Raw genomic sequence first — 20,947 nt, forward strand, 5'->3', positions numbered from 1 at the left:
CCCGCGTCGGCGTCAGACGCAAGCGGTCAGACCCCGCGACGACGCCAGCTCGCTTGCGGAATGCTGACCAAGAGAGGGAACGCGCACCAAGAGAGGGAACAGGGAACAGAAAAGAATAAAAACAACTATACCTCATAGCTTCGGAAACTGCTGTATAATTTAGTAGTTCTAGTGTTTTTAGTCATTTTATTTTGCTTCAATCCTAATATTTATTAAATAACAGGCGTGGTTCAATAATTAATAATTAATAATTAATTATTAATTATTACCTCTCCTTGAAAAGAAGAGGATTGACTAATAATGAAAATTTTTCTTCTCTTGGTCGATGGTCGGCCAGCGAGGAGACCCGTTCTTACAGACCCGCTCCGAAGATCGCCATCCCACCCTACGGGAAGCTGCGCTAACGACCGCTTATTATCCCCTTAAAAGGGGAGGCTTTAAACCACAATTTTTCGGTAAAAAGAGGTATGATATCTTGTCCGGATAAGAGCACAAACAAAAAACTTTCTCCCTCTACTACTCTTTCTTATTCTTTCTTTCCTTCTGACTGGGTCATCCCCCTCCTGGGAGGGGGAGGGGCGAGGGGTGGGTTGACTCCTAAATAATGAAGATTAATATTATACACTAATTCACCAATGCCAAATAACAATACTCTTGAAAAAAATATGCAAATTCAGACACGCAAGAAAGTATATACTCCAGAAGAATATCTATTATTAGAAGAAAATGCTGAAGATAAACATGAATATCTAGATGGAGAAATAATATCAATGACAGGTGGAACTACTAATCATAACGAAATTGCCAGTAATTTTTGTGCTTACTTAAAGTTTGCTTTAAAAGGCAAAAATTATCGTGTATTTATCGGTGATGTTCGTTTATGGATACCCGATTATAATTTATATACTTACCCCGATATTATGATAATTGAAGATCAACCAATCTATCATCAAAGTCGTACAGATACAGTTACTAACCCTTTCATAGTTGTTGAAGTATTATCAAAATCAACAGCAAATTATGACCGAGGGGATAAGTTTAAATTTTATCGGTCAATTCCTGAGTTTAAAGAGTATATTTTGATTGACCAATATCAGTTTTATATCGAACAGTATGTTAAAACTTCTGAGGATAAATGGGAAGTTACATATTATGAATCTGAAGGGTCAAGTTTAAAGTTAACTGCTCTAGATTTTGAAATAACATTTAGCGACCTTTATGAAAGAGTTGATTTTAATAATCAAGGTGAAGAAAGATAATTTTTATTGTGATGAAGATATGAAGTATATGTATTTGGGAATTTAGAGAATGCTTCTGATATTAATAATCTCAGTTTTCCCGTTTTAAATAATTATTTATGGGCGATATTGGTAGAGGGGGAAAGGTTGATATTTTATGTGGCCATGTTAGATAAATTAGAAGTCTAAAATCGATACGGAACGGAGTAATTAATAGTTATGAAGGTTAATTATTTAGGGATAACTAATAGAATAAACCCCTCCAATTTATGAAGGGGTATTGTTGTATTTTATTGGTTGTTTTTAGGAGATTTTTCCTAGCTTTTTATCTTTATTAATTGGTTTAATTTTAATCTAGATATTCTCATTGTTTCCTAAAAAATGGGGTGACCCCTAACTTTTGTTTACTTACAATAATAAGTAGTACTAATCACCCCCATAAAGCAATAGCAAATCAGAATCTTTACTGAATCTTTATATAGTTAATTTTTGTAAATAAAGTAGAGACATTCCCAGGAGTTTGAAAATAAACTTAACCCTCAGTAATCCTGAAGACTTAAAAATAAAGTCAGGGCAATTGATAAGCTTGGGAAATTTTGAACGACAGAGTTGCGGAAAGGCGATATTGTTGACGCAACGCTTCACGATCGCTACTACAGAAGAAAAAACTCTTACGCTTTTATTGAAGATATCTAATAATTTCTATCGTAATCATTCTTCTCATTCACATCCCTACCATCAGGCCCAATCTTCCCGTACCTCATCCATTTTGGTTCCACAGGTCTAGCTTCAATAGTAGGTTCGCGGTCGTAAAAACTGGGTTTGTCAGGAAAATCTTTAACAGGTATATCCTCAACTACCTGTTTCATAAACTGTCGCCAATTAAAAGCTGCTGTACTACTGACACCCCAGGTTGGTTTATTATCATCATTCCCTAACCATATTCCAGTTGCCACTTGGGGAATATAACCAATAAACCATAAGTCTCGTGCATCCTCAGTTGTACCCGTTTTGCCTGCTACAGGTCGGTCGTACAAATAAGCATTCGTACCACTACCATATTTAACTACATTTTCTAACATCCAGGTAACTATTGCAGCACTGCCGCGGTCTAAAACCTGCTTTGGTTGAGCATAAGCTTCATAAACAACTTGACCATTTTGATTAATTATTCTTTTAATTCCGTGAGCACCAATAAACTTACCCTCTGCCGCCAAAGTAGCATAAGCATTTGTTAACTCTAATAAATTTACTTCCCAAGTACCCAACGCCATAGAATATGTAGCCTTGACCTCAGATTTAATTCCCATATCCTCAGCTAACTTCATCACAGGTTCAAATCCCACATCCATCAATACCTGTACCGCTACCACATTCACAGAATAAGCCAAAGAATCAATCATCGATCGCCATCCACCATACTTTTTACCATAATTTTTTGGCTTATAACCATCCACTGTAAAGGGTACATCTCGATAACCATCAGTGGGAGGAAAACCAGCAGCAACTGCAGCAGCATAAACAAAACTTTTAAAAGTCGAACCTGGTTGACGTTGTGCTTGAATAGCGCGGTTAAATTCGCTCTCGGCAAAATCTCGACCTCCTACCAACGCCTTAACTTCCCCGGTGGTAGTCTCAATGGCGACTAATGCTGCTTGATCGAATCTTTGGCGAGCACCATCAATATCAACAGCATCTTGAATTACCTGTTCCCCTATTTCTTGCCAATTGCGATCCAATGTAGTTTCTATTGTCAAACCACCTGCTTCTATGACTTCTTGAGAAACATATTTCGGTAACTCCTTCTGAATATAGTTAGCAAAATAGGGAGCTTCAACTATCAAACGTTTTGGCGCACTGGGTTGTACTTCTATTGGTTTAGCGATCGCTATCTCAGCTCTCTGTTGAGAAATCAAACCTGCTTCTTGCATTACCCCCAACACGATATTTCGACGATTTTTAGCTGCTTCTGGACTTACTAAGGGTGAATATTCACTGGGTGCTGGTGGCAAACCTGCTAAAGTTGCCATTTCTGCTAAACTTAGTCCCGAAACTGGTTTACTAAAGTAGACCCAGGCAGCATCAGTCACTCCATAAGCACCAGAACCGAGATAGACTATATTCAGATATAATTCTAGAATTTCTTCTTTGGATAACTCCCGCTCCATTTTCCAAGCTAGCATTGCTTCTCGGAGTTTACGCCAGATAGTTTGTTCCATATCTAGGAAAACCATCCGTGCTAACTGTTGTGTGATACTACTACCTCCCTGCACAACATCTCTGGCAATTAAGTTGGAAACAAGTGCTCGAATAACTCCCTGATAATCAACTCCTGTATGTTGATAAAAGCGTCTATCTTCAATAGCAATAAAAGCTTGAACTAAGGGAGCAGGAATATCTTCTAATTTAATTTTTTCTCTGGTAGCAGGTCCTGTTTGTTGGATAATTTTACCATCGGCGGCTTTTATTGTTAAAGTGCCGTCTCTACTATAGGAAGAAATATCGGCAATATCTGGTAAACTTTGCTTTAATTTCAGCCAAGTTATTCCACCATAAATGATCATACTACCTATTCCGACACCACCTAATCCTAACCAAAATTTACGACGACCTAAAATTTCTTTGATATTTTTTATATTAACTGTTCTGGCAATTTTTTCTACAACCAACTTTGTGCTTTTTCTGTTGTTTTTTCCGCTACTACCTTGAGAGATATTATCTATTTTTTCCTGTTTGTTTGGATTGTCAACTTTTGGTGCTTGTAAGGGAGATTGAAATTTTTTACTCAACATATTTGATACAGAGCGGAAGTTATTATTTTTGCTAACTTTAGGCTTTATATATTGAGATTTTTTAATAAAATCTTGCTCTGTTTCTGATAATATTTCTCTTGTATTTTCAATTTTTTTATCTTTCACTTTATCCTCTTATACCAATTTGATAAATGTTTGCTACAAATACGCACGGTTGTTTCTAGTAGTCAGGACGAATGGCCATTTGCTCCTACATACGGTAGTTTAAAAGTAAGTTTGCCAATTAAATCTACATCACAAATAGTTGAAAGTCGATGAGCAATAACCAAGCTAGTACGTCCTTGAAAAAGATTCTTTACAGACTCTTGAATTAATTTTTCTGACTCAGAATCTAAAGCTGAAGTTGCTTCATCTAAAATGACAATTTGGATTTTTTAGCAAAACTCGGGCGATCGCTATTCTTTGTCTTTGTCCTCCTGATAGTTTCACTCCTTGCTCGCCAATAATAGAGTTATAACCATCAGGAAAATTCATAATGTCGAAGCAGGTTCTTGTCCTACAAATAATATCATGTCCGGATAATTAGTTATAAAAAAACTTTCTCCTTCTTCTCCTGTTGTTCTTCTTTATTACCTCTTTCCTCCTGACTCCTGAGGACTGACTCCTGAGGACTCCGTAGTTATTTATTTATCACTGTTTAACCGGACATGATATAAGACTCATTTACCTTGGCTAGCGTATCGTTTAGCAGTGGCAAATGCGATAGTAGTTCGACCCGTACCACCTTTTCCCCAAAATGTATAAGTAATGGTCATTTCAGTTATCAGTTATCAGTACTTCCGGCTGAAATCAGAACCTTGAAATACTGAAGTTTATTTTTTTATCCCCTTAAAAGGGAAGCCTTGAGACCTTATTTTTTGGTCATTAATCCATCTATCAAAAGTTTAGAATCAAGGAACATTTACTGATAATATAGCGCTGTGCGCAGGCAACAGGCAACAGGCAACAGCTCATCTGGGGGGATAAATTGCCTATAATATAAGACTTTTAGCTATTGGGCATCTCCTGCAATTTGTAAATATACCAGCGCTCATTGCTATATCTTTGGCAATAAGTGACTTAATAATTAAAACTAATATGTTTTGAAAATAAATTATTTAATTTCTATAGCTGAGAAAGTTATAATTTTTGATTATTCACAGAGATAGCTTACCGCTAAACTAACCTTAAGGTCTTTGAATTACCCAATAACACAAGCTCATCCCAAGGCTACTTTAGATTGTGGTTTGGGACATAGCTTGAATTTGTATTGGCCTTTTTCACAAGGTTTTATACCAATTTGAAAAAAGAATGTTACGAATAGTAAGGGCGATAAAAATATTTTACAGGAGATGTCCTTTTGAGAAAAAAGATGATTTACGGCTTAAAAAATGGTATTGAAGCAATTCATTCTGACTCCTGACTCCTGACTCCTGACTCCTAAAAAGTACCCTAGCTATTTGTAGCAAACATTTATTAAATTGGTATTACTGATGTTTTTCAATAGATCGTCTTTTGTTATGAGGTTATCCCCATGCCTTTTGTAAATAGAAAATCCGATTTTGATTAGGAAGAAGAATACGCATATACCCTCGGAGTGCAGGCATTTATCTATGCCTTTTCTTGGGGCTAACTACTGAAGCCGAATAATTGAACAAAGTTAGACAAATATTAATAAATATTGAAAATATCCTGATTGTCTGCTATCTTGGGTTAATTTTGATTCTAAATTATCAAAAACTTTTTGTCATGACTTACCAGTTCAAATGCAATCAATCAAGAGCTATATGCCAAGAGCTTACAAGCATCACCTAATATTGAATGAGGGTACGGTCAACCAATTTATCTACCTCCGGAAACTGAAGGATTCATCCCACCAACTTGCTTGGTGGCGCACCTAACAACGACACCATGTATTCTCAGGCAGTTGTATATCTGGGTGACGAACCCCTTATCCTATCGATTCCACTACTCCCCTCGAATCTGGAACTTCCAGACTATCGCTACCACAACGTACAATTTACTGAATAGGAACTAACAAAAATATGTCGAATATAGATCAAGCTTCTTCAGCTACTATTAGAAAGCAGAATGAATACATAGAACTTGCTCAATTTTATGATTTATTGATGCAAGCAGGTTATTACGATCATCAAGCTTTTGTTAACTCATTGGCACTTATCTTAGGAAGCAGAACAAAAATCTTAGATGTGGGTATCGGAACTGGTTTACTTACTGAACAAATGCTGCAAGTTCAGAATTACGAGATCACAGGAGTAGACTTTTCTGAAGAAATGCTTGTCAAAGCTCGGCGTAGGTTGTCAGATTACAATGTCAAGTTATTAAATTTAGACATTAGAGACTATCCAGAAAATGAGTCCTTCCAATCTATCATTTCTAGTGGTGGTACTATCTGTATTTCACACCAAGATAGCGGGCAGTATCGATTATATAGTTACTGCGATGATAAGTTAGATCATCTTAGCCTACTGCGTAAACTCTACAATCTCTTAGAAGACGATGGATTACTAATTATTTCAATTCAGGGAGAACACAAGAACTATTCAAAAGCAATATCAGAAGATATTACTTACTCTCAAGAAATCAACTATTCAGGTGACTATATGACAAAGTGGTATACATTTTCCAATGAGGAAAAAATACTTTCACGTCAATCTGTAAAATTGGTCGTTTTCGATGAAATAGAAATGATTAATTCATTTACTGAAGTCGGGTTTAAGTCTCTAGGGGTTGATCAATCCAATAAGTTTTACGTTTTCCAAAGGTAAATGTTGTGGTGTTGGTGAATCAAACTATGAAATAATCACTCTGGTGTTACAAGAAACCGGGTTTGTTGGAGACAGATGCCAATACCTTAGTGGTATCTAATACAAACCCAATTTCCCAAAAAAAAATCATAGCAAAAATGTAACCGCTCAATAAATGGGGGCGGACTACCTATTCGAGAAGGATTTTACTCCATTTGAGGCTTGTCATTGAACGATTTACCCCGAATTATTCAGCGGTTACGCAAAAATCACTAATGCCAATATTGTCTCTAGTCTCTCCAGCACTCTGACTTTTATCGCTATCTCTATTCCCTGGGCGATTGAATATGACAATCGTTCAACAAACCCAATCCGCTAAAAGCTGAGATTGGGTATTGGGAAGACAAATTCCAATTTATAGCAGTTTTCATGTAAGTATTCAAGCGGACATGATATTACAACTTTTTTTTGTTGGTTGCAGGAGCATCAAGAAATTTTTCCTCAACTTGTAATTATTTAGTTGACTTTAGATTATAATTATTTATGTTGCTTCAAGTTAATCTTAAAACGTTTAGTTAATGTCTCAAGTATATACCAAAGACTTTGAAATTCAATGTCCTCCACAACAGCGCACCTGGAGGGAAATTGCCCAATAAATTGGGCAATTTCCCTTACCAGGCATTCCCATTCGCTTAATTTTAACGAAAGTTGAAGGAGATATCCTCACCTTTGAATCAAGCTTTATCGATACAGACAGAAAGCCAGTTTGGTCATCATTACTAGACATTAATATTCGTCAGCGAGTTTCTAATAAGCCGTTTGTAGCAGTTAGTATTATTCCTACAGGAGTTAGAGCAGAAATTGGTGGTTTTGCGGGAGACGCTACTCCCAGTACCAATCTGTTAGCAACCGCTTGTGACTATCTGGTAACAAATCCCAATGCAGTTACAGCATCGGATATCTATTTTGCTCAGGATAATGTTCTTTATTTAGAAGGAAATCTGATTTGTCAATTACTACTGGGTAATATTGGAGTAATTCCTGAGAAACGCAAAAACATTGCAGCAATTATTGAAAAGCCAAGAGATGAGCGATTTTTAAACAATGTTATTAACGCTCTAAATGGCTTGCGTGCTGTGGGAGGAATTAATATCGACCCTGTAGTTGTAACGGGTGGTTCTGTTGAAACCACCTGTACCTATTCCCAGTATGGTAATGCTTCTGGGGAATTTAAAGGTATGGATGAGTTGATAAAAGCTCTAGATGTGGTGGAAAATTCTGCCGTTGGAGCAGTAGCTTTAATGACCACTTTGCAAGTAGATGACAAAGTGCGTCAAGCTTACTACCGAGGAGAATCTATTGCCAATCCCTGGGGGGGTGCGGAAGCAATTCTGACCCACATGACGACTAATTTTTATCCCTTTACTGCTGCCCATGCTCCATTATTATTAGAGTGGGAACATACGGGATTTGGTAAATTAGTAGATCCCAGAGATGGAGCAGAATTAATTTCTAGTGCATATCTTTGTTCTCCCATGAATGGTTTAATTAATTCTCCTCGCCCCGTAAGATTTGATACTCCTGTAGCAGCAGGTGAAACTAGGATATCCGTAGAGAATATTTCCGCAGTGGTAATGCCAGAAACTACAGTGGGAAATATACCTTTCTTAGCGTCTCTAGACCAAGGGGTTCCCATAATTTTAGTCAAAGATAATACTACTAAATACGATATTACTCCTGAAAAACTACAAATTGAAACTCAGGGACACAAGATATATCGTGTCAATAGCTACATGGAGGCGACAGGATTACTGTTGGCCTTACGCAATGGGATTGCAGTAGAAAGTACAATTCGCCCCATACCCCAACTCAAGCCGATTTTTCTGTAATTGAATATAAAACTTAGTTGATTAGTCAAATCAAAAGCTTAAAAAATATGATTTACGAACCGCACTTTTTGTATCGTCTGAAGCTGGTATTTGTTTTTGTACTGGTCAAACTGAAATTTCTTCAGCCCTTGTTACCTAAAAGTTTGATGGATAAATTGCCTACAGGGTGGAATAATCATATGTTTTGGGTAGCATTCAAATCAGGTGGAAAAAAGTTATTTTTTAATTATTACTGTAAGATGCAAGAACCAGCATCTTATAAACCAATAGTAAGCGTCGATGCTAAGTATCAATTAACTCAAGAAGACATTCGAGCTTTCCATGAAAATGGTTATATAGGTCCTTTCGATCTGGGCTATTCAGAAGAGGAAATGGTAAGAATCAAAGAACATTTAGTAGACTTAGCTGTAAATAAGGAATCGAAAATATTTTCCTATGCTAGACAGGATTACAAAATAACAGACGATCGAGAAAATGTTAAGGGTGGCGATGCCGGAGCTTTGATTGAAGCAAAAAAATCGGTTATCGACCAATTAAATGCATATAATCGTCATTTAGAAGATCCAATCCTTCTAAATTTATTCCAGAATCCAGCGATTACCGAACGTTGCGCTCAACTGCTTGGACAAGATCTTCTTCTATGGATGACTCATTTTTTTTGGACTCCTCCTTATAGTAAAGGCTCTAAGTGGCATCAAACCAGTACCTGGCTAAATTTTGATATGAAAGAATCATTCCTACAACCTCTAAACGTAGAAGAGCTTTTTCAGTTAACTTGTTGGATCGCCCTTACTGATGCACCAAAAGAAAAATCTTGCCTGCAATTTGTTCCTTGTTCTCGACGGGAAATTTATCCAGTTAAACACAACAATACTAATAAGGAAGGAAGGGTATATGGTAAATATGGAGTAGAGATTGATTATCCAATCGGTCAAAAAGATATCAAGTTACTTGAAGCAAAAGCTGGGCAGTGCATAATTTTTTGTGAACGAACAATTCACGGTTCAACGGATAATGTAACAGACTCGCCTCGATGGTCTGTTGTTGGTCGTATAATTAGACCAGACACTAAGGCATATACTGAAAAGATCCTGAAGGATGGCTTCGATCTAACAGTTTCTAATGTTAAAAAAGTTAAGTTGGATAACTGGAAAGCAATTCTATTAAGAGGTGAAGATAATTTTGGTTACAACAGAGTTGCTAAATAAATTAAGTCAAGAAATTGTTACAATATTGTAAATCCTGATATATCACTGAATTAGAAGCCGTTATTCTAGACGATGAATCAAATATCTCCTACTTATAAGTTAATTGCATCCCACAATCAGGATATTCAGATTAGCCTCTATACTCCTGCTCATCAAGGTATTAAAAGTAATGGTCATCGTCTGAGTGAAGAAATTTACCAATATGATGCACCATTTTTAACTCGTCCTCGTACTGAAAATATAGAGAAGCATTTCTCTAAGCTGTATGGCACAAAACATACTTTCTGGCTCACAGCAGGAGGTAGTCAAGGAGTTTTAACTACTTGTGCTTTACTAGGTACTCAGTATAAAAAAGTTGCGATCGCCCTCAATAGTCATATTTCCACCATAAACGGCATCATCTTAGCAGGATTAGAACCTTATTTTATTGATTCTGAATCCCTGATGCCAACTACTGATGAGGTAATTACTGCTTTAGAAACAAGTGGCGTATCAGCACTGTTACTAACTCATCCGAGTTATGAAGGGGTAACTATCGATCTTGCCACCATCGCTAATTATTGTCAGAAGCATGAGATAACTTTAGCAGTAGATGAAGCTCACGGTAGTCATTTTCCCTTCCTCGACGAACAATGGCAATCAGCAATTAGTGTTGGTGCAGATATAGTTTCCCATAGTATGCACAAATATGCCGGAAGTTTAGTACAAACTGCTTTGTTACATTTACCTAAATCTTCGCGGTTTAGCACCGAACAAGTAATGGGGGTTTTGCCTTTATTTGAAACCACTACCCGCAGTAATTTGTTGATGCTGAGTCTTGAAGATGCTATTAACAGGGGGTATTCTGAATCAGGCAAAGCTTTATTTGACCAAGCGATTCAAGAGTGCAATCGCCTCCGCAGTCAATTGGATGATTACGGCAAGGTGTTAACTTATGACCCCCAAGTTAGCGATCCGCTGAAAATCTATTTAAAGAGCGATCGCCTTACGGGTTCGGAGTTAGAAGAACTTTTGTACGAACAGGGGATTGATGGAGAATTTGCTGGAGAGGAGGGATTATTATTAATTTTCTCTTTTCATCATGATCGACAAGATTTCCAATTTATGAGAGAAACTTTGGCTAAAGTTGTGCCCATTCTGATGGAAAAACCAATAAAACAGATTTTACCTGATTGTTATTATTGTCGTAATCCCGTAATGAAAATGTTACCCAAGGATGCTTTTTTTTGCAGGAAACAAAAGTTACCAATAGAGAAAGCATTGGGTAAAATCAGTAGTTGTTGGATTAAAAAAGTTCCCCCAGGAAGTCCTATTTTAATACCAGGAGAAGAAGTTACTAATTGGCATCTCAAAGTTTTAGAATCTAACACCATGATTGATATAACTTGTTAAATCATAGAAATAATATCAAATCCGCTTGAATACTTATAGAAAAATATCGGACATTGTAGGTTGGGTTAAGGTACGAAACCCAACATCCTCATTGTGTTGGGTTACGCTGTCGCTAACCCAACCTACGATATTAAAGTTGATTTTCCGGATTTGATATAAGATTTTTTGCCTTGCTATCAATTACCTAATCAAAAAATGTCTTCATTAATAAACAAAATTACATTATCCCAAGCTGATAAAGAATTCTTTTGGGAGAATGGATTCATCAAGCTAAACAGACTATTAACCAGGGAAGCTACAGATAAATTACGGGAGCTGACTTACAACTCTAAGCTAATAGGCAAAGCTCCTGAATATTATACTGGGGATTTTGCCAGAATTGGTTACGGAATAGAAAATGCTGTCACCCACCAAATCTATTCTGAGGAAAACTTTAAATACACTATCAAGCAATTAATCAAGAATGAATTAACTTTCACCGAAAGTGTGGGATTTGAATTAACACCCAACAAAAGAGGATATTATTTTCACCTGGATGTAGCGAGTTTCAGCTTTATTCAAGCAGAAGATTTAGCCTATTCTCTTTGGATACCCCTAGCTCCCATTAATACCAAAGAACAACATGGAGGGATGGCATATGTACCTCAAAAAGTTTATCCTGCCTCTGGTTATTTTTCCCTTATTTATGAATTAGTACAACACGAAAATATTGCCGAATTTTGTCAAACTGAAGATTTTAAATTTTTCAATTTTCCCCATGCTTCCAAAGTGGAAGAATTGATTCTAGAGAAAAATAAAGTGGAAGATGACTTTGAAGTAGGTGATGCTCTGTTACTAAACAAATTTGTTTGGCATAGGAGTGTTCCTCTGAAGGAAGGAAAGTTACCTTCGAGGATGGCATACACAATGCGTTTTGTAGATTCCCAAGCTCGCTATGGGAAAAAGTTTCTTGATGATTTTAATTACATGGTGAAAGCTATGGGGGACGATCCTTTAACTTCCTTTGGTTATAAATTAACCGATCTGAAAGAGGGTGATTTAATCTCTAAAAGTAAGTTTGTTGATAACTAATACCGTTTCACTAAATTGAGAATTGAGAATTGAGAATTAAGAATACCAGATTTGATAGGCTAAAAACTTTGATAAAATAACAGTTTAATGCAATTATTTGACATTTAAAGTTTTAAACTATTTGTGACATCCTTAAAGTGAATTGGTATAACTTATTCTAAATTTATAAATCCGGCGTTGCTAAATCAAGGTATGAAAATAAAAATTGAACAATCTCAAATATTTGTTATTCAATAGTTTAGGAATTACCAAAAAATACAAATCATACCCTAATTTACCAAAGCCTAAATCCTATATCCTGAATTCTGAAAAGCTTATGTCTTTGCTAGTCAACAAAATCACTATATCCCCAGAAGAAAAAAACTCTTTTGCTGAGAATGGGTTTATCAAACTCAAAAAACTGTTTACAGATGAAGCCATCGATAAATTAAGGTATCTAACAGCCGAATCCAATCAAGTAAAAAAAGTTCCCGAATCTTACGGTGGTGATTTTTCCAGAATGGGTTACGAGCTGGAAAATGCCGTAACAAAAAAAATCTATTCTGAGGAAAACTTTAAAAATACCCTCAAGCAATTAATCGCCAATGAATTAATCTTTACCCAAGATTTGGGATTTGAATTAAAACCAAGTAGAAAAGGATTTCCATTCCATCTAGATTTAGTGAGCTTCAACTTTATTAAACCAGAAGATTTAGCCTATTCTATTTGGATACCCCTAGTTCCCATTAACACCAAAGGGCAACATGGAGGCATGGCATATGTACCTCGAAAGGCTTATCCTACCTTTGGGTACTATGCTCTCCGGTACGAACTAATACAACACCAAGATTTTGCCGAATTTTGTCAAACCGAAGATTTTAATTATGTTGATTTTTTCTACGCTTCTAAACTGGAAAACTTAGTTTTAGAGAAAAATAAAGTAGAAGATGATTTTGAAGTAGGTGATGCTCTTTTATTAGACAAATTTGTTTGGCATAGAAGTGTCCCTTTCCTGGAAGGAAAATTACAATCAAGAATGGCATACACAATGCGTTTTGTAGATTCCCAAGCCCGCTATTCAAAAACTTTTCTAGATGGTCTTTATTCACTGATAAAAGCTAAGGGTGATGATACTTTAACTTCCTTTGGTTATAAATTAACTGACCTTAAGGATGGTGATTTAATCTCTAAAAGTAAATTTGTTGAATGCTAATTAAATATCGTGTATTATAATGTTTTTCGTAACTACTAAACTAATGAAAACATAAAAAAATAAACTGTTTCTAACCTAAATAGTCCCATAACTTCCTTTAATCCATGCCAAGCCCAATACTGACATTTCCGCCCATGGGAATTGACAAGATTTCGACTCTGTTAGCTCGAAACCAATCCCACTGCCCACCCATTTCTCTAGCTTTTGGTCAATCGGAGTTCCCGATTCAAAAATATGTTGACCTGACTTTACAGGCAAAAGATCTAGAAAAAGTACTAGGTTACGGGGATATTGGCGGACAGATATCACTGCGGGAAAAAATTAGCAGCTTTTACGCCTCTATTTTAGGTGTGGAACTCCCAGTGTCACAGATATTGATAACTGATGGGGCGACTGGTGCATTAGTCTTGGCCCTGGGGCTGTTGGTGCGCCCTGGTAGCGAAGTCATTATACCAGCAGTCGGATATGCGGCCTATCCGCGAATTGTGAAGATGTTTGGTGGCATTCCAATATCGGCACCCCTGGATGCAGAGTTTAACCTCTTACCTCACCGACTGGCGGATTTGATAAATGCCAAAACCGCTGCCATAATCGTCAACTCTCCGGGAAATCCCCACGGAAATATAGCTAGTTTGGAAAGACTAGCAGAAATTGCTTCATTCGGTATTCCAGTCATTTTCGACGAAGTTTACCAGTTAATGACCTTTGCGGGGGATTTCGCTCCCAGTGGGACGCAACTGTCTGGGGAACATTTCGTTGTCAATGGATTTTCCAAGTCCTTTGCCGTTCCGGGATTGCGTATCGGTTTTCTGATTATACCGCCAAGCCATGCTGAAGCTGCCGAGAGTGTGAAAGTCTTGTTGAATATTTGCCCGAATCTGATCGGACAACTGTTGGCAGAAAGACTGCTAGAGCGAGCGTCGGTTCTGCTAAAGGCTCATCAAAGCTACTTGCGTCCCTGGCACAATTTTTTCTTGGCCACTTGCGATCGCTACTCTGTCCCAGCACTCAGAAATTCCCAAGCTGGATTTTATGGCATCATACAACTCCCTGAAGGGATGGACTCCATGACAGCAGCATCGATACTCGCCAAAGATTATGCAGTTGCTACTGCTCCGGGAAAGGATTTTGCTGAAACCGACCCTGGTTTTTTGCGCGTCAACTTTACTAAAAGCGGTCAAGATGTGTCCGAGGGAGTAAGGAGGATAGCAGAATTCCTTGCAAAAGTCAACCCTGAACACTTGCGATCGCATTCCCTTGGTGTTTCGAGCTTAAGCTTGAGTTAACGGCAAATGCAAATGAATATGACAGCACTACTACTGGCAAACATTGATTTAGAGGAATTATTTGCACAATTAATGGCAGAATTGAAAAAACGCAAGCCCAATCTAGATTTGCGAATCTGGCCGGAATGCGGGAAACCTGAAGAGATTGAGATTGTGCTGGCATGGTGTCCCCCACTGGGAGTGATGCAAAGATTTCCCAATTTGAAGCTGATTATATCCCTAGGAACTGGGGTAGAAGGGATTTTAGTAGACCCTGACCTGCCCGATGGCATCCCGATTGTGCGTCTAATCTCAGAGAACCAAACATTGGAAATGGTTGAGTATGTTACTTTTGCTGTTTTGCTCTTTCAACGGCGATTTATAGAGTATCAGGCATTGCAGCGATCGCGACGCTGGGAATATCTACCGGCACAAGATGCTAGATCCTTTACAATAGGGATTTTGGGAATGGGTAATCTCGGTTCGACGGTGGCTAAAAAGCTTGCACCCATGAGGTTTCCTGTGCGGGGATGGAGTAGAACCCCCAAAGCAATTCCCGGAGTGGAGTGCTTTCACGGTCATGAACAGTTTAAGCTTTTTTTGAGCAAATGTCGGCTGATCGTGTGTTTGCTGCCCCTAACGCCGGAAACTCAGGGTATTCTCTGCCATGAAACGTTTTCAGCTTTACCGACCGGGGCTTACTTAATTAATGTCGGTCGAGGCAAGCACTTGGTAGAAGCCGATCTATTGAGTGCATTAGATTCCGGCCAAATTGCCTGGGCTTGTTTGGACGTATTCCATCAAGAACCCTTGCCCAAGGACGATCCTTTTTGGTCTCATCCGCGCATTATAGTCACCCCCCATATTGCTGCTATAGGTCCGGCTGAAGAGTTTGCCGTTAGTATTCTGGATGCAATCAATTGCAGTCGCGAGGGAAGACCGTTGAAGAATGCAATTGATCGAAACCGGGGTTACTAAGTCTTAATTTGGTGTTTGCTCAATAGTGGTTAAGTCTATGCCAAAGAAAGACTCTTTGACGATCAACTAATACCAAGCGTGAAAAAATAATGTTACGAATAGTTTAGTCAACTAAAATAGTTTAAGTCAGATGCATATTTGTTCAAATAGATTGTTTGAGGGCAAAAAATGATAATAATAACTACTTCTACTGACTACTGACTATTGACTACTAGAAACAGTATTAATATTTGTAGCAAACATTTATAAAATTGGTATAAATTCACCTTAATTATACAAGAAAGGAGCTATTTTATGGAACCAACACAACTTCCCGAAGCCGAGAGGGCTTTCAAATATTTTGATTTGTATGGCTCAATGCGAGCGCACAAAATCATGCTAGAAGATATGGCAAGGATGGAAGCCTATCACTCGGCGATATTCAAGAACAAGTCGGAAATGATTGCGGACAAGGTCGTCCTTGATGTCGGTACTGGAACAGGTGTATTAGCTGTTTGGGCGGCTAAAGCCGGTGCAAAACAAGTTTATGCTGTGGACGCCAGTAATGCAGCTAAACTTGCTAGACGCTTAGTTCAGTCGTCAAATGTGTCAGATGTCGTGACAATTCTCAACTCAAAAGTAGAGGAAGTGGAAATACCTGAACCCGTAGATGTAATTGTCAGCGAATGGATGGGCTGCTTTTTGCTCAAAGAATCGATGTTTGATAGCGTGGCATATGCTCGCGACAAATGGCTAAAACCAGGTGGATTGATGTTGCCTTCCCGTGCCACAATTCTCCTTGGACTGTACGCACCAGGGAATGATAGCGATCGCACCAATGTTGTCAAGTTAAAGTTGGAAAAAGAGATAGCAGAATGGAAGGAAACGGTTAGTAATCTTCAGAGTCTTGATGTGGACTACTCCGGTTTCACTTCGGAGGTGCTTCAGGACTTATCAGACTACTTTTTGACAAATAGTATGCGCGTCAACTACTTGTCCCCAGACGATCTCGCCTCAGCACCACAGAAAGTGCTTGAGTTTGACTGTGCCACAGTCGATCCGACCATACTCGTCCAGTTCAGCCAGGATTTCGAGTACACTATCAGCAAACACGCTGAAATTAAAGGGTTTCTCGGCTGGTTCACCACAGATTTTCCCAACGGAGTCGTTCTCGATACTGGGCCTGGAAAAACTTACAGCCATTGGGGACAGCAATTATACCCCCTCAAAGAGAGCTTAAAAGTTGCGCCGGGCGATCGGGTAGTGGGAACAATTAGTGTTAGCCGAGATCCGCATGAGCCGAGATTTAACGTAGTTGAGTTAAAGTACCAAGTTAATACAGGTCTAGAACAGACTGCTCTGTTCAACGTAGGCCATGTACAACATCTGGATGAAGGATCAAAAAATGTATTCGGCTGACCGGGTGATATGAAGCCCGATTGACATCCTCCCGACGCTGCTCTCACGAGACAGCGCGGGAAAACTATTTAAAAATTTAGTGTTACCGAAAAATTAAGGTTTAAAGCCTCTCCTTTAAAGGAGAAACAAGAAAAATTTTTCCTTTGAGTCAATCCTCTTCTTTTCAAGGAGAGGTAATTATTAATTATTAATTATTAATTATTAATTATTGAATGTACCTCATAAACCTGGAATCCGCTGTAACATCTAAAGGCAATGATACTTTAACTTCCTTTGGTTATAAATTAACTGACCTTAAGGATGGTGATTTAATCTCTAAAAGTAAATTTGTTTCATGCTAATTAAATTTCGTGTATTATGATGTTTTTTTGATTAATGTATAATTGATGATTGATAATTACCTCTGGTTAAAACCGAGAGGATTGAATATAATAAATATTGTCTTTTTTCCCTTAAAAGGGAAGATTTTAAACCTGAATTCTTTAATTATTAATTATTAATTATTAATTCTTTGGTAACTACTAAATTAATGAAAATATAAAAAAACTAAACCATGAATGTCAAGACAAAAAGTTCTAACCTAAATAATCCCATAACTCGCTTTTATTCCGAAGAAGAACGAAATTTGCGCATCGATCTTGCTGCTGCTTACCGCTTGATTCACTACTATGGGATGACAGACATGATCTACACCCATATTTCCGTGCGCATTAAAGAGGAGCCACCAATATTCCTCATTAATCCTTATGGTATGATGTTTGACGAAATATGTGCATCAAATTTGGTTCCAGTGGATGCAAATGGCAACAAAATTAATTCGGCAGATGCGGAAGTAAATCCAGCAGGATTTACGATACACAGTGCTATTCATTTAGGTTGCCCTAACGCCCATGCAATCATCCACACCCATACTGTTAGTGGTATGGCAGTTGCGGCGATGGAAGAAGGTTTGTTGCCTCTTAACCAAATTTCTATGGAATTTTATAATCGAGTTGCCTACCATGATTATGAGGGAATATCACTTGACCTTGATGAGCGAGAAAGACTTGTGGCATCTCTGGGAGACAAGAAATGTTTAATCCTCCGTAACCACGGTCTTTTAACTGTAGGTGAAACAGTTGCAGAGGCATTTTACTATATGTACTACCTGAATAAGGCTTGCGAAATTCAGGTTAATGTGTTAAATAGCAACGCCAAACCGATTATACCATCACCTGAGATTTGCGAACATACAGCAAAGCAGTTCGAGGGTCCATTCCTACAGGACAACAAAGAATTCCAACTCGTATGGGAAGCTAATCGCCGTTTGCTTAATCGGCTAGATCCTTCCTATATTGATATTTGACCAAAAAATAAGGTGTAATATCATGTCCAGTTGAATACTTATACTTTGGAGGAGGTAAGGCAGAAGGCAGGAGGCAGGAGGCAGAAGGAAAGAAAAGGTTAGAAGGGAAAAGGTTTTTTGATCACTGATTATCCGGACATGATATAATATAGCATTTTCAAGGATAGTGAGGTACAAATGTTAAAGATAATACCTTTGTAACACAGGCAAGATGCCTGTGACAGGTGTACCTAACTGACTTGACATCCGCCGTATAGAATCCGGTTGAACAGTCGTCCGCAGCGACGATAGGAAGCAATCTCAGGGGTACACGGAGATTGCTTGCTTCCACTCCGTTCCAGTCGCAATGACGCAAGCTATAGTAATTACCCGGATTCTATATAAAGCCTTCCCTTTTAAAGGAATTAAAAAAATATTTGGTTCATTATTTCAAGCTTCTGGGTTGAGCCAGAGGTACTGATAACTGAAATTACCCAATAAGTAGAGAAAATCATGCCATATTCAAACATACAAAAAAACTACGATGTTGTTATCGTCGGTGGTGGACACAATGGACTAATTGCAGCCTGTTATCTTGCCAAAGCGGGTAAATCTGTTTTAGTTCTAGAAAAACACGATAAAGTAGGAGGAGCAGTTGTTTCCCGCCAACTATTTCCGGGTATTGAAGCGAAACTCTCAGTTTATGCTTATCTAGTGGGAATGCTGCCACAAAAAATTATCTCAGATCTAGATTTAGATTTTAAATTCCGACAAAGAAATCCTGCTTCCTTTACTCCATACGAAAAAGATGGAAAGCATGAAGGTTTACTGATTAGTAATAGTGATGAAGCAATTACTAAGAAATCTTTTGAACAACTCACCGGAAATTCAGAAGAGTACCAAAACTATTTCAAATTCCATCAATTACAAAAATCTCTAGGAAAGCATCTTTGGCATTCATTGCTTGAACCGATGCAGACTAGAGAAGAAATTAAAAAGCTTTTTCAAACAGAAGAAGAAAAGCTAGCCTGGCAGCTATTTATGGAGCAACCCTTGGGAGTTGCTATTGAAGAATTCTTTCAAAGTGATTTGGTGCGGGGTTTAGTATTCACAGATGGAACGATTGGCACCTTTACCCATCCCCATGACTCTTCCTTACAACAGAATCGGACGTTTCTTTATCATATTATTGCCAATGGTACAGGAGATTGGTGCGTTCCAGTGGGTGGTATGGGGAAACTGACAGAGGAACTTGTTGCTCAATGCAAAAAAAATGGTGTGGAGATACTCAACCATGCTGAAGTTACAAAAATAGAGCCAGAAGAAGAGCAAGCCACCGTAAAGTTTCAACATAATAACCAAGAAAGCTATATCAGTGGAAAATATGTCTTAGTTAATCTTGCCCCGAAAAAACTTTCGCAACTGTTGAGTGGGTATAATCCTCCCAACGATCCCAAAGATGAAGGATCTTTTGTCAAAATTAATATGGTTTTAAGGAAGTTACCTCGTTTGAAAGCAGATTACGATTCTGTAGAAGCATTTACTGGAACATTCCACGTCAACGAGGGTTATCAAAACATCATTGAGAGCTACAAAATGGCTTGTGAAGGAATGATACCAGAACATCCTCCAGGGGAGTTTTATTGTCATAGTTTAACAGATGATTCTATCCTTTCCCCATCTCTGAGAGCAGAAGGTTATCAGACCCTAACTTTATTTGGGTTGGAAATGCCTTATAGCTTATTTGTTAAAGACAATCAAACAGAGAAACAGAAAGTATTGGAGAGGTATCTTAATGGGGTAAATCAATATTTATTAGATCCCATAAAAGATTGTATAGCGCGGGATGAAAATGGTCAACTTTGTGTTGATATTGCGACTCCAGTGGACGTGGAACGAGAAGTGGGCATTCCCACAGGTCATGTCTTCCATCAATCTCTTTCGTGGCCTTTTGTAGAATCAGAGGAAGAACGGGGAATGTGGGGCGTGGAGATTGGCTTTGATAATATCTTCTTGTGTGGTTCTGGAGCTAAACGGGGTGGGTGCGTTAGTGGAATTCCAGGGCATAATGCAGCGATGAAAATTCTAGAAAAATTCTAGAATTGCAACTCATTAAATTAAATTATGGAAATAAAGATGGTAAGTATACCTAGTATAGAGATTTTACAACTTAATTCAGAAACTGTACCCGAGGGAATTTCCTACTATTCTAGCCTTAATAGTAAAGAATGAGGGTTTTAGACTCCCTCGAACTCACATTAATCTAAGTGAGAAGAAGTTGTAAATCGAACGGACTTATGATCTCAAATCCGGTAGCATCGGAGTAATTAAACCTGAATTTTCGGCCACCAATGGTACTGGGTTATAGCCTTGATTGCAAATTGCTGTGTTAAAAGAACTTGACAACGCTCAAACAGAATTTCTTCTAACTC

The 20,947-nt window shown here is 38.1% G+C and carries 15 protein-coding genes and 1 pseudogene; 14 read left to right on the forward strand and 2 right to left on the reverse strand.

What is annotated here, in order from left to right:
- Nucleotides 1-635: 635 nt before the first annotated feature.
- Entirely contained in the window at nucleotides 636-1,259 is a 624-nt protein-coding gene (locus F6K06_RS30725; protein ID WP_338043240.1) for a Uma2 family endonuclease, read from the forward strand.
- Nucleotides 1,260-1,930: 671 nt separating this feature from the next.
- On the opposite strand, the gene F6K06_RS30730 is transcribed toward F6K06_RS30725, so the two are convergent.
- Nucleotides 1,931-3,802 carry a transglycosylase domain-containing protein gene (locus F6K06_RS30730; RefSeq protein ID WP_287244493.1) on the reverse strand — a complete coding sequence of 624 codons (1,872 nt, stop codon included), beginning with the start codon at nucleotides 3,800-3,802 and terminating at the stop codon, nucleotides 1,931-1,933.
- 384 nt (nucleotides 3,803-4,186) lie between these two features.
- Here F6K06_RS30730 and F6K06_RS30735 point away from each other — a divergent pair, with 384 nt between their 5' ends.
- Nucleotides 4,187-4,309, forward strand: coding sequence for a hypothetical protein (locus F6K06_RS30735; protein WP_287288333.1), 123 nt, complete (start codon nucleotides 4,187-4,189; stop codon nucleotides 4,307-4,309).
- Here the strand turns inward: F6K06_RS30735 and F6K06_RS30740 are convergent.
- Nucleotides 4,273-4,528 (reverse strand): annotated as a pseudogene (locus F6K06_RS30740) (ATP-binding cassette domain-containing protein); the annotation flags it as partial. The gene F6K06_RS30735 and the pseudogene F6K06_RS30740 overlap by 37 nt on opposite strands.
- Nucleotides 4,529-5,911: 1,383 nt before the next feature.
- Between F6K06_RS30740 and F6K06_RS34405 the strand changes: the two are divergent.
- The 12 genes from F6K06_RS34405 to F6K06_RS30795 all read left to right on the forward strand — a co-directional run bounded on the left by F6K06_RS34405 (nucleotide 5,912) and on the right by F6K06_RS30795 (nucleotide 20,615).
- Nucleotides 5,912-6,061, forward strand: a complete 150-nt coding sequence (locus F6K06_RS34405; protein WP_124145758.1) for a DUF1254 domain-containing protein — start codon at nucleotides 5,912-5,914, stop codon at nucleotides 6,059-6,061.
- A 14-nt stretch (nucleotides 6,062-6,075) separates the two neighbouring features.
- Nucleotides 6,076-6,819 (forward strand): bifunctional 2-polyprenyl-6-hydroxyphenol methylase/3-demethylubiquinol 3-O-methyltransferase UbiG, encoded by a 744-nt coding sequence (locus tag F6K06_RS30745; protein WP_124155215.1) that lies wholly within the window; start codon nucleotides 6,076-6,078, stop codon nucleotides 6,817-6,819.
- Nucleotides 6,820-7,634: 815 nt separating this feature from the next.
- A complete protein-coding gene (locus F6K06_RS30750; protein WP_275670400.1) occupies nucleotides 7,635-8,687 on the forward strand; it encodes a DUF3326 domain-containing protein in 1,053 nt (350 codons plus the stop codon).
- A gap of 47 nt (nucleotides 8,688-8,734) precedes the next feature.
- On the forward strand, nucleotides 8,735-9,895 hold the full coding sequence (locus F6K06_RS30755) for a phytanoyl-CoA dioxygenase family protein (RefSeq protein ID WP_287244475.1): 1,161 nt from the start codon (nucleotides 8,735-8,737) through the stop codon (nucleotides 9,893-9,895).
- A 72-nt stretch (nucleotides 9,896-9,967) separates the two neighbouring features.
- Complete coding sequence (locus tag F6K06_RS30760; protein ID WP_124145761.1) at nucleotides 9,968-11,287, forward strand: DegT/DnrJ/EryC1/StrS family aminotransferase; 1,320 nt, start codon at nucleotides 9,968-9,970, stop codon at nucleotides 11,285-11,287.
- 195 nt (nucleotides 11,288-11,482) lie between these two features.
- Nucleotides 11,483-12,358: a hypothetical protein gene (locus tag F6K06_RS30765; RefSeq protein ID WP_287244479.1), complete on the forward strand. Its 876-nt coding sequence runs from the start codon at nucleotides 11,483-11,485 to the stop codon at nucleotides 12,356-12,358.
- A gap of 322 nt (nucleotides 12,359-12,680) precedes the next feature.
- Nucleotides 12,681-13,550, forward strand: a complete 870-nt coding sequence (locus F6K06_RS30770; protein ID WP_287323340.1) for a hypothetical protein — start codon at nucleotides 12,681-12,683, stop codon at nucleotides 13,548-13,550.
- Nucleotides 13,551-13,684: 134 nt separating this feature from the next.
- Nucleotides 13,685-14,836, forward strand: coding sequence for a pyridoxal phosphate-dependent aminotransferase (locus F6K06_RS30775; RefSeq protein WP_287244484.1), 1,152 nt, complete (start codon nucleotides 13,685-13,687; stop codon nucleotides 14,834-14,836).
- A gap of 12 nt (nucleotides 14,837-14,848) precedes the next feature.
- Nucleotides 14,849-15,793 carry a glyoxylate/hydroxypyruvate reductase A gene (locus F6K06_RS30780; RefSeq protein WP_287244487.1) on the forward strand — a complete coding sequence of 315 codons (945 nt, stop codon included), beginning with the start codon at nucleotides 14,849-14,851 and terminating at the stop codon, nucleotides 15,791-15,793.
- A gap of 294 nt (nucleotides 15,794-16,087) precedes the next feature.
- Nucleotides 16,088-17,191 carry a class I SAM-dependent methyltransferase gene (locus F6K06_RS30785; protein ID WP_124145765.1) on the forward strand — a complete coding sequence of 368 codons (1,104 nt, stop codon included), beginning with the start codon at nucleotides 16,088-16,090 and terminating at the stop codon, nucleotides 17,189-17,191.
- A gap of 553 nt (nucleotides 17,192-17,744) precedes the next feature.
- A complete protein-coding gene (locus F6K06_RS30790; protein WP_124146528.1) occupies nucleotides 17,745-18,536 on the forward strand; it encodes a class II aldolase/adducin family protein in 792 nt (263 codons plus the stop codon).
- A 492-nt stretch (nucleotides 18,537-19,028) separates the two neighbouring features.
- The gene (locus F6K06_RS30795) at nucleotides 19,029-20,615 is read left to right on the forward strand and encodes an NAD(P)/FAD-dependent oxidoreductase (protein WP_124146527.1); all 1,587 of its coding nucleotides are present in this window, start codon (nucleotides 19,029-19,031) and stop codon (nucleotides 20,613-20,615) included.
- The last annotated feature ends 332 nt before the right edge of the window (nucleotides 20,616-20,947 follow it).

The sequence above is a fragment of the Okeania sp. SIO1H4 genome (assembly GCF_010672695.1).
Lineage (GTDB): Bacteria > Cyanobacteriota > Cyanobacteriia > Cyanobacteriales > Microcoleaceae > Okeania > Okeania hirsuta.

Excerpts from the sequence above, each read along its gene's own strand:
- F6K06_RS30725 (WP_338043240.1), top strand. The coding sequence starts at position 636 with ATGCCAAATAACAATACTCTTGAAAAAAATATGCAAATTCAGACACGC.
- F6K06_RS30730 (WP_287244493.1), bottom strand. The coding sequence starts at position 3,802 with ATGATCATTTATGGTGGAATAACTTGGCTGAAATTAAAGCAAAGTTTA.
- F6K06_RS30745 (WP_124155215.1), top strand. The coding sequence starts at position 6,076 with ATGTCGAATATAGATCAAGCTTCTTCAGCTACTATTAGAAAGCAGAAT.
- F6K06_RS30755 (WP_287244475.1), top strand. The coding sequence starts at position 8,735 with ATGATTTACGAACCGCACTTTTTGTATCGTCTGAAGCTGGTATTTGTT.
- F6K06_RS30760 (WP_124145761.1), top strand. The coding sequence starts at position 9,968 with ATGAATCAAATATCTCCTACTTATAAGTTAATTGCATCCCACAATCAG.
- F6K06_RS30765 (WP_287244479.1), top strand. The coding sequence starts at position 11,483 with ATGTCTTCATTAATAAACAAAATTACATTATCCCAAGCTGATAAAGAA.
- F6K06_RS30775 (WP_287244484.1), top strand. The coding sequence starts at position 13,685 with ATGGGAATTGACAAGATTTCGACTCTGTTAGCTCGAAACCAATCCCAC.
- F6K06_RS30780 (WP_287244487.1), top strand. The coding sequence starts at position 14,849 with ATGAATATGACAGCACTACTACTGGCAAACATTGATTTAGAGGAATTA.
- F6K06_RS30785 (WP_124145765.1), top strand. The coding sequence starts at position 16,088 with ATGGAACCAACACAACTTCCCGAAGCCGAGAGGGCTTTCAAATATTTT.
- F6K06_RS30790 (WP_124146528.1), top strand. The coding sequence starts at position 17,745 with ATGAATGTCAAGACAAAAAGTTCTAACCTAAATAATCCCATAACTCGC.
- F6K06_RS30795 (WP_124146527.1), top strand. The coding sequence starts at position 19,029 with ATGCCATATTCAAACATACAAAAAAACTACGATGTTGTTATCGTCGGT.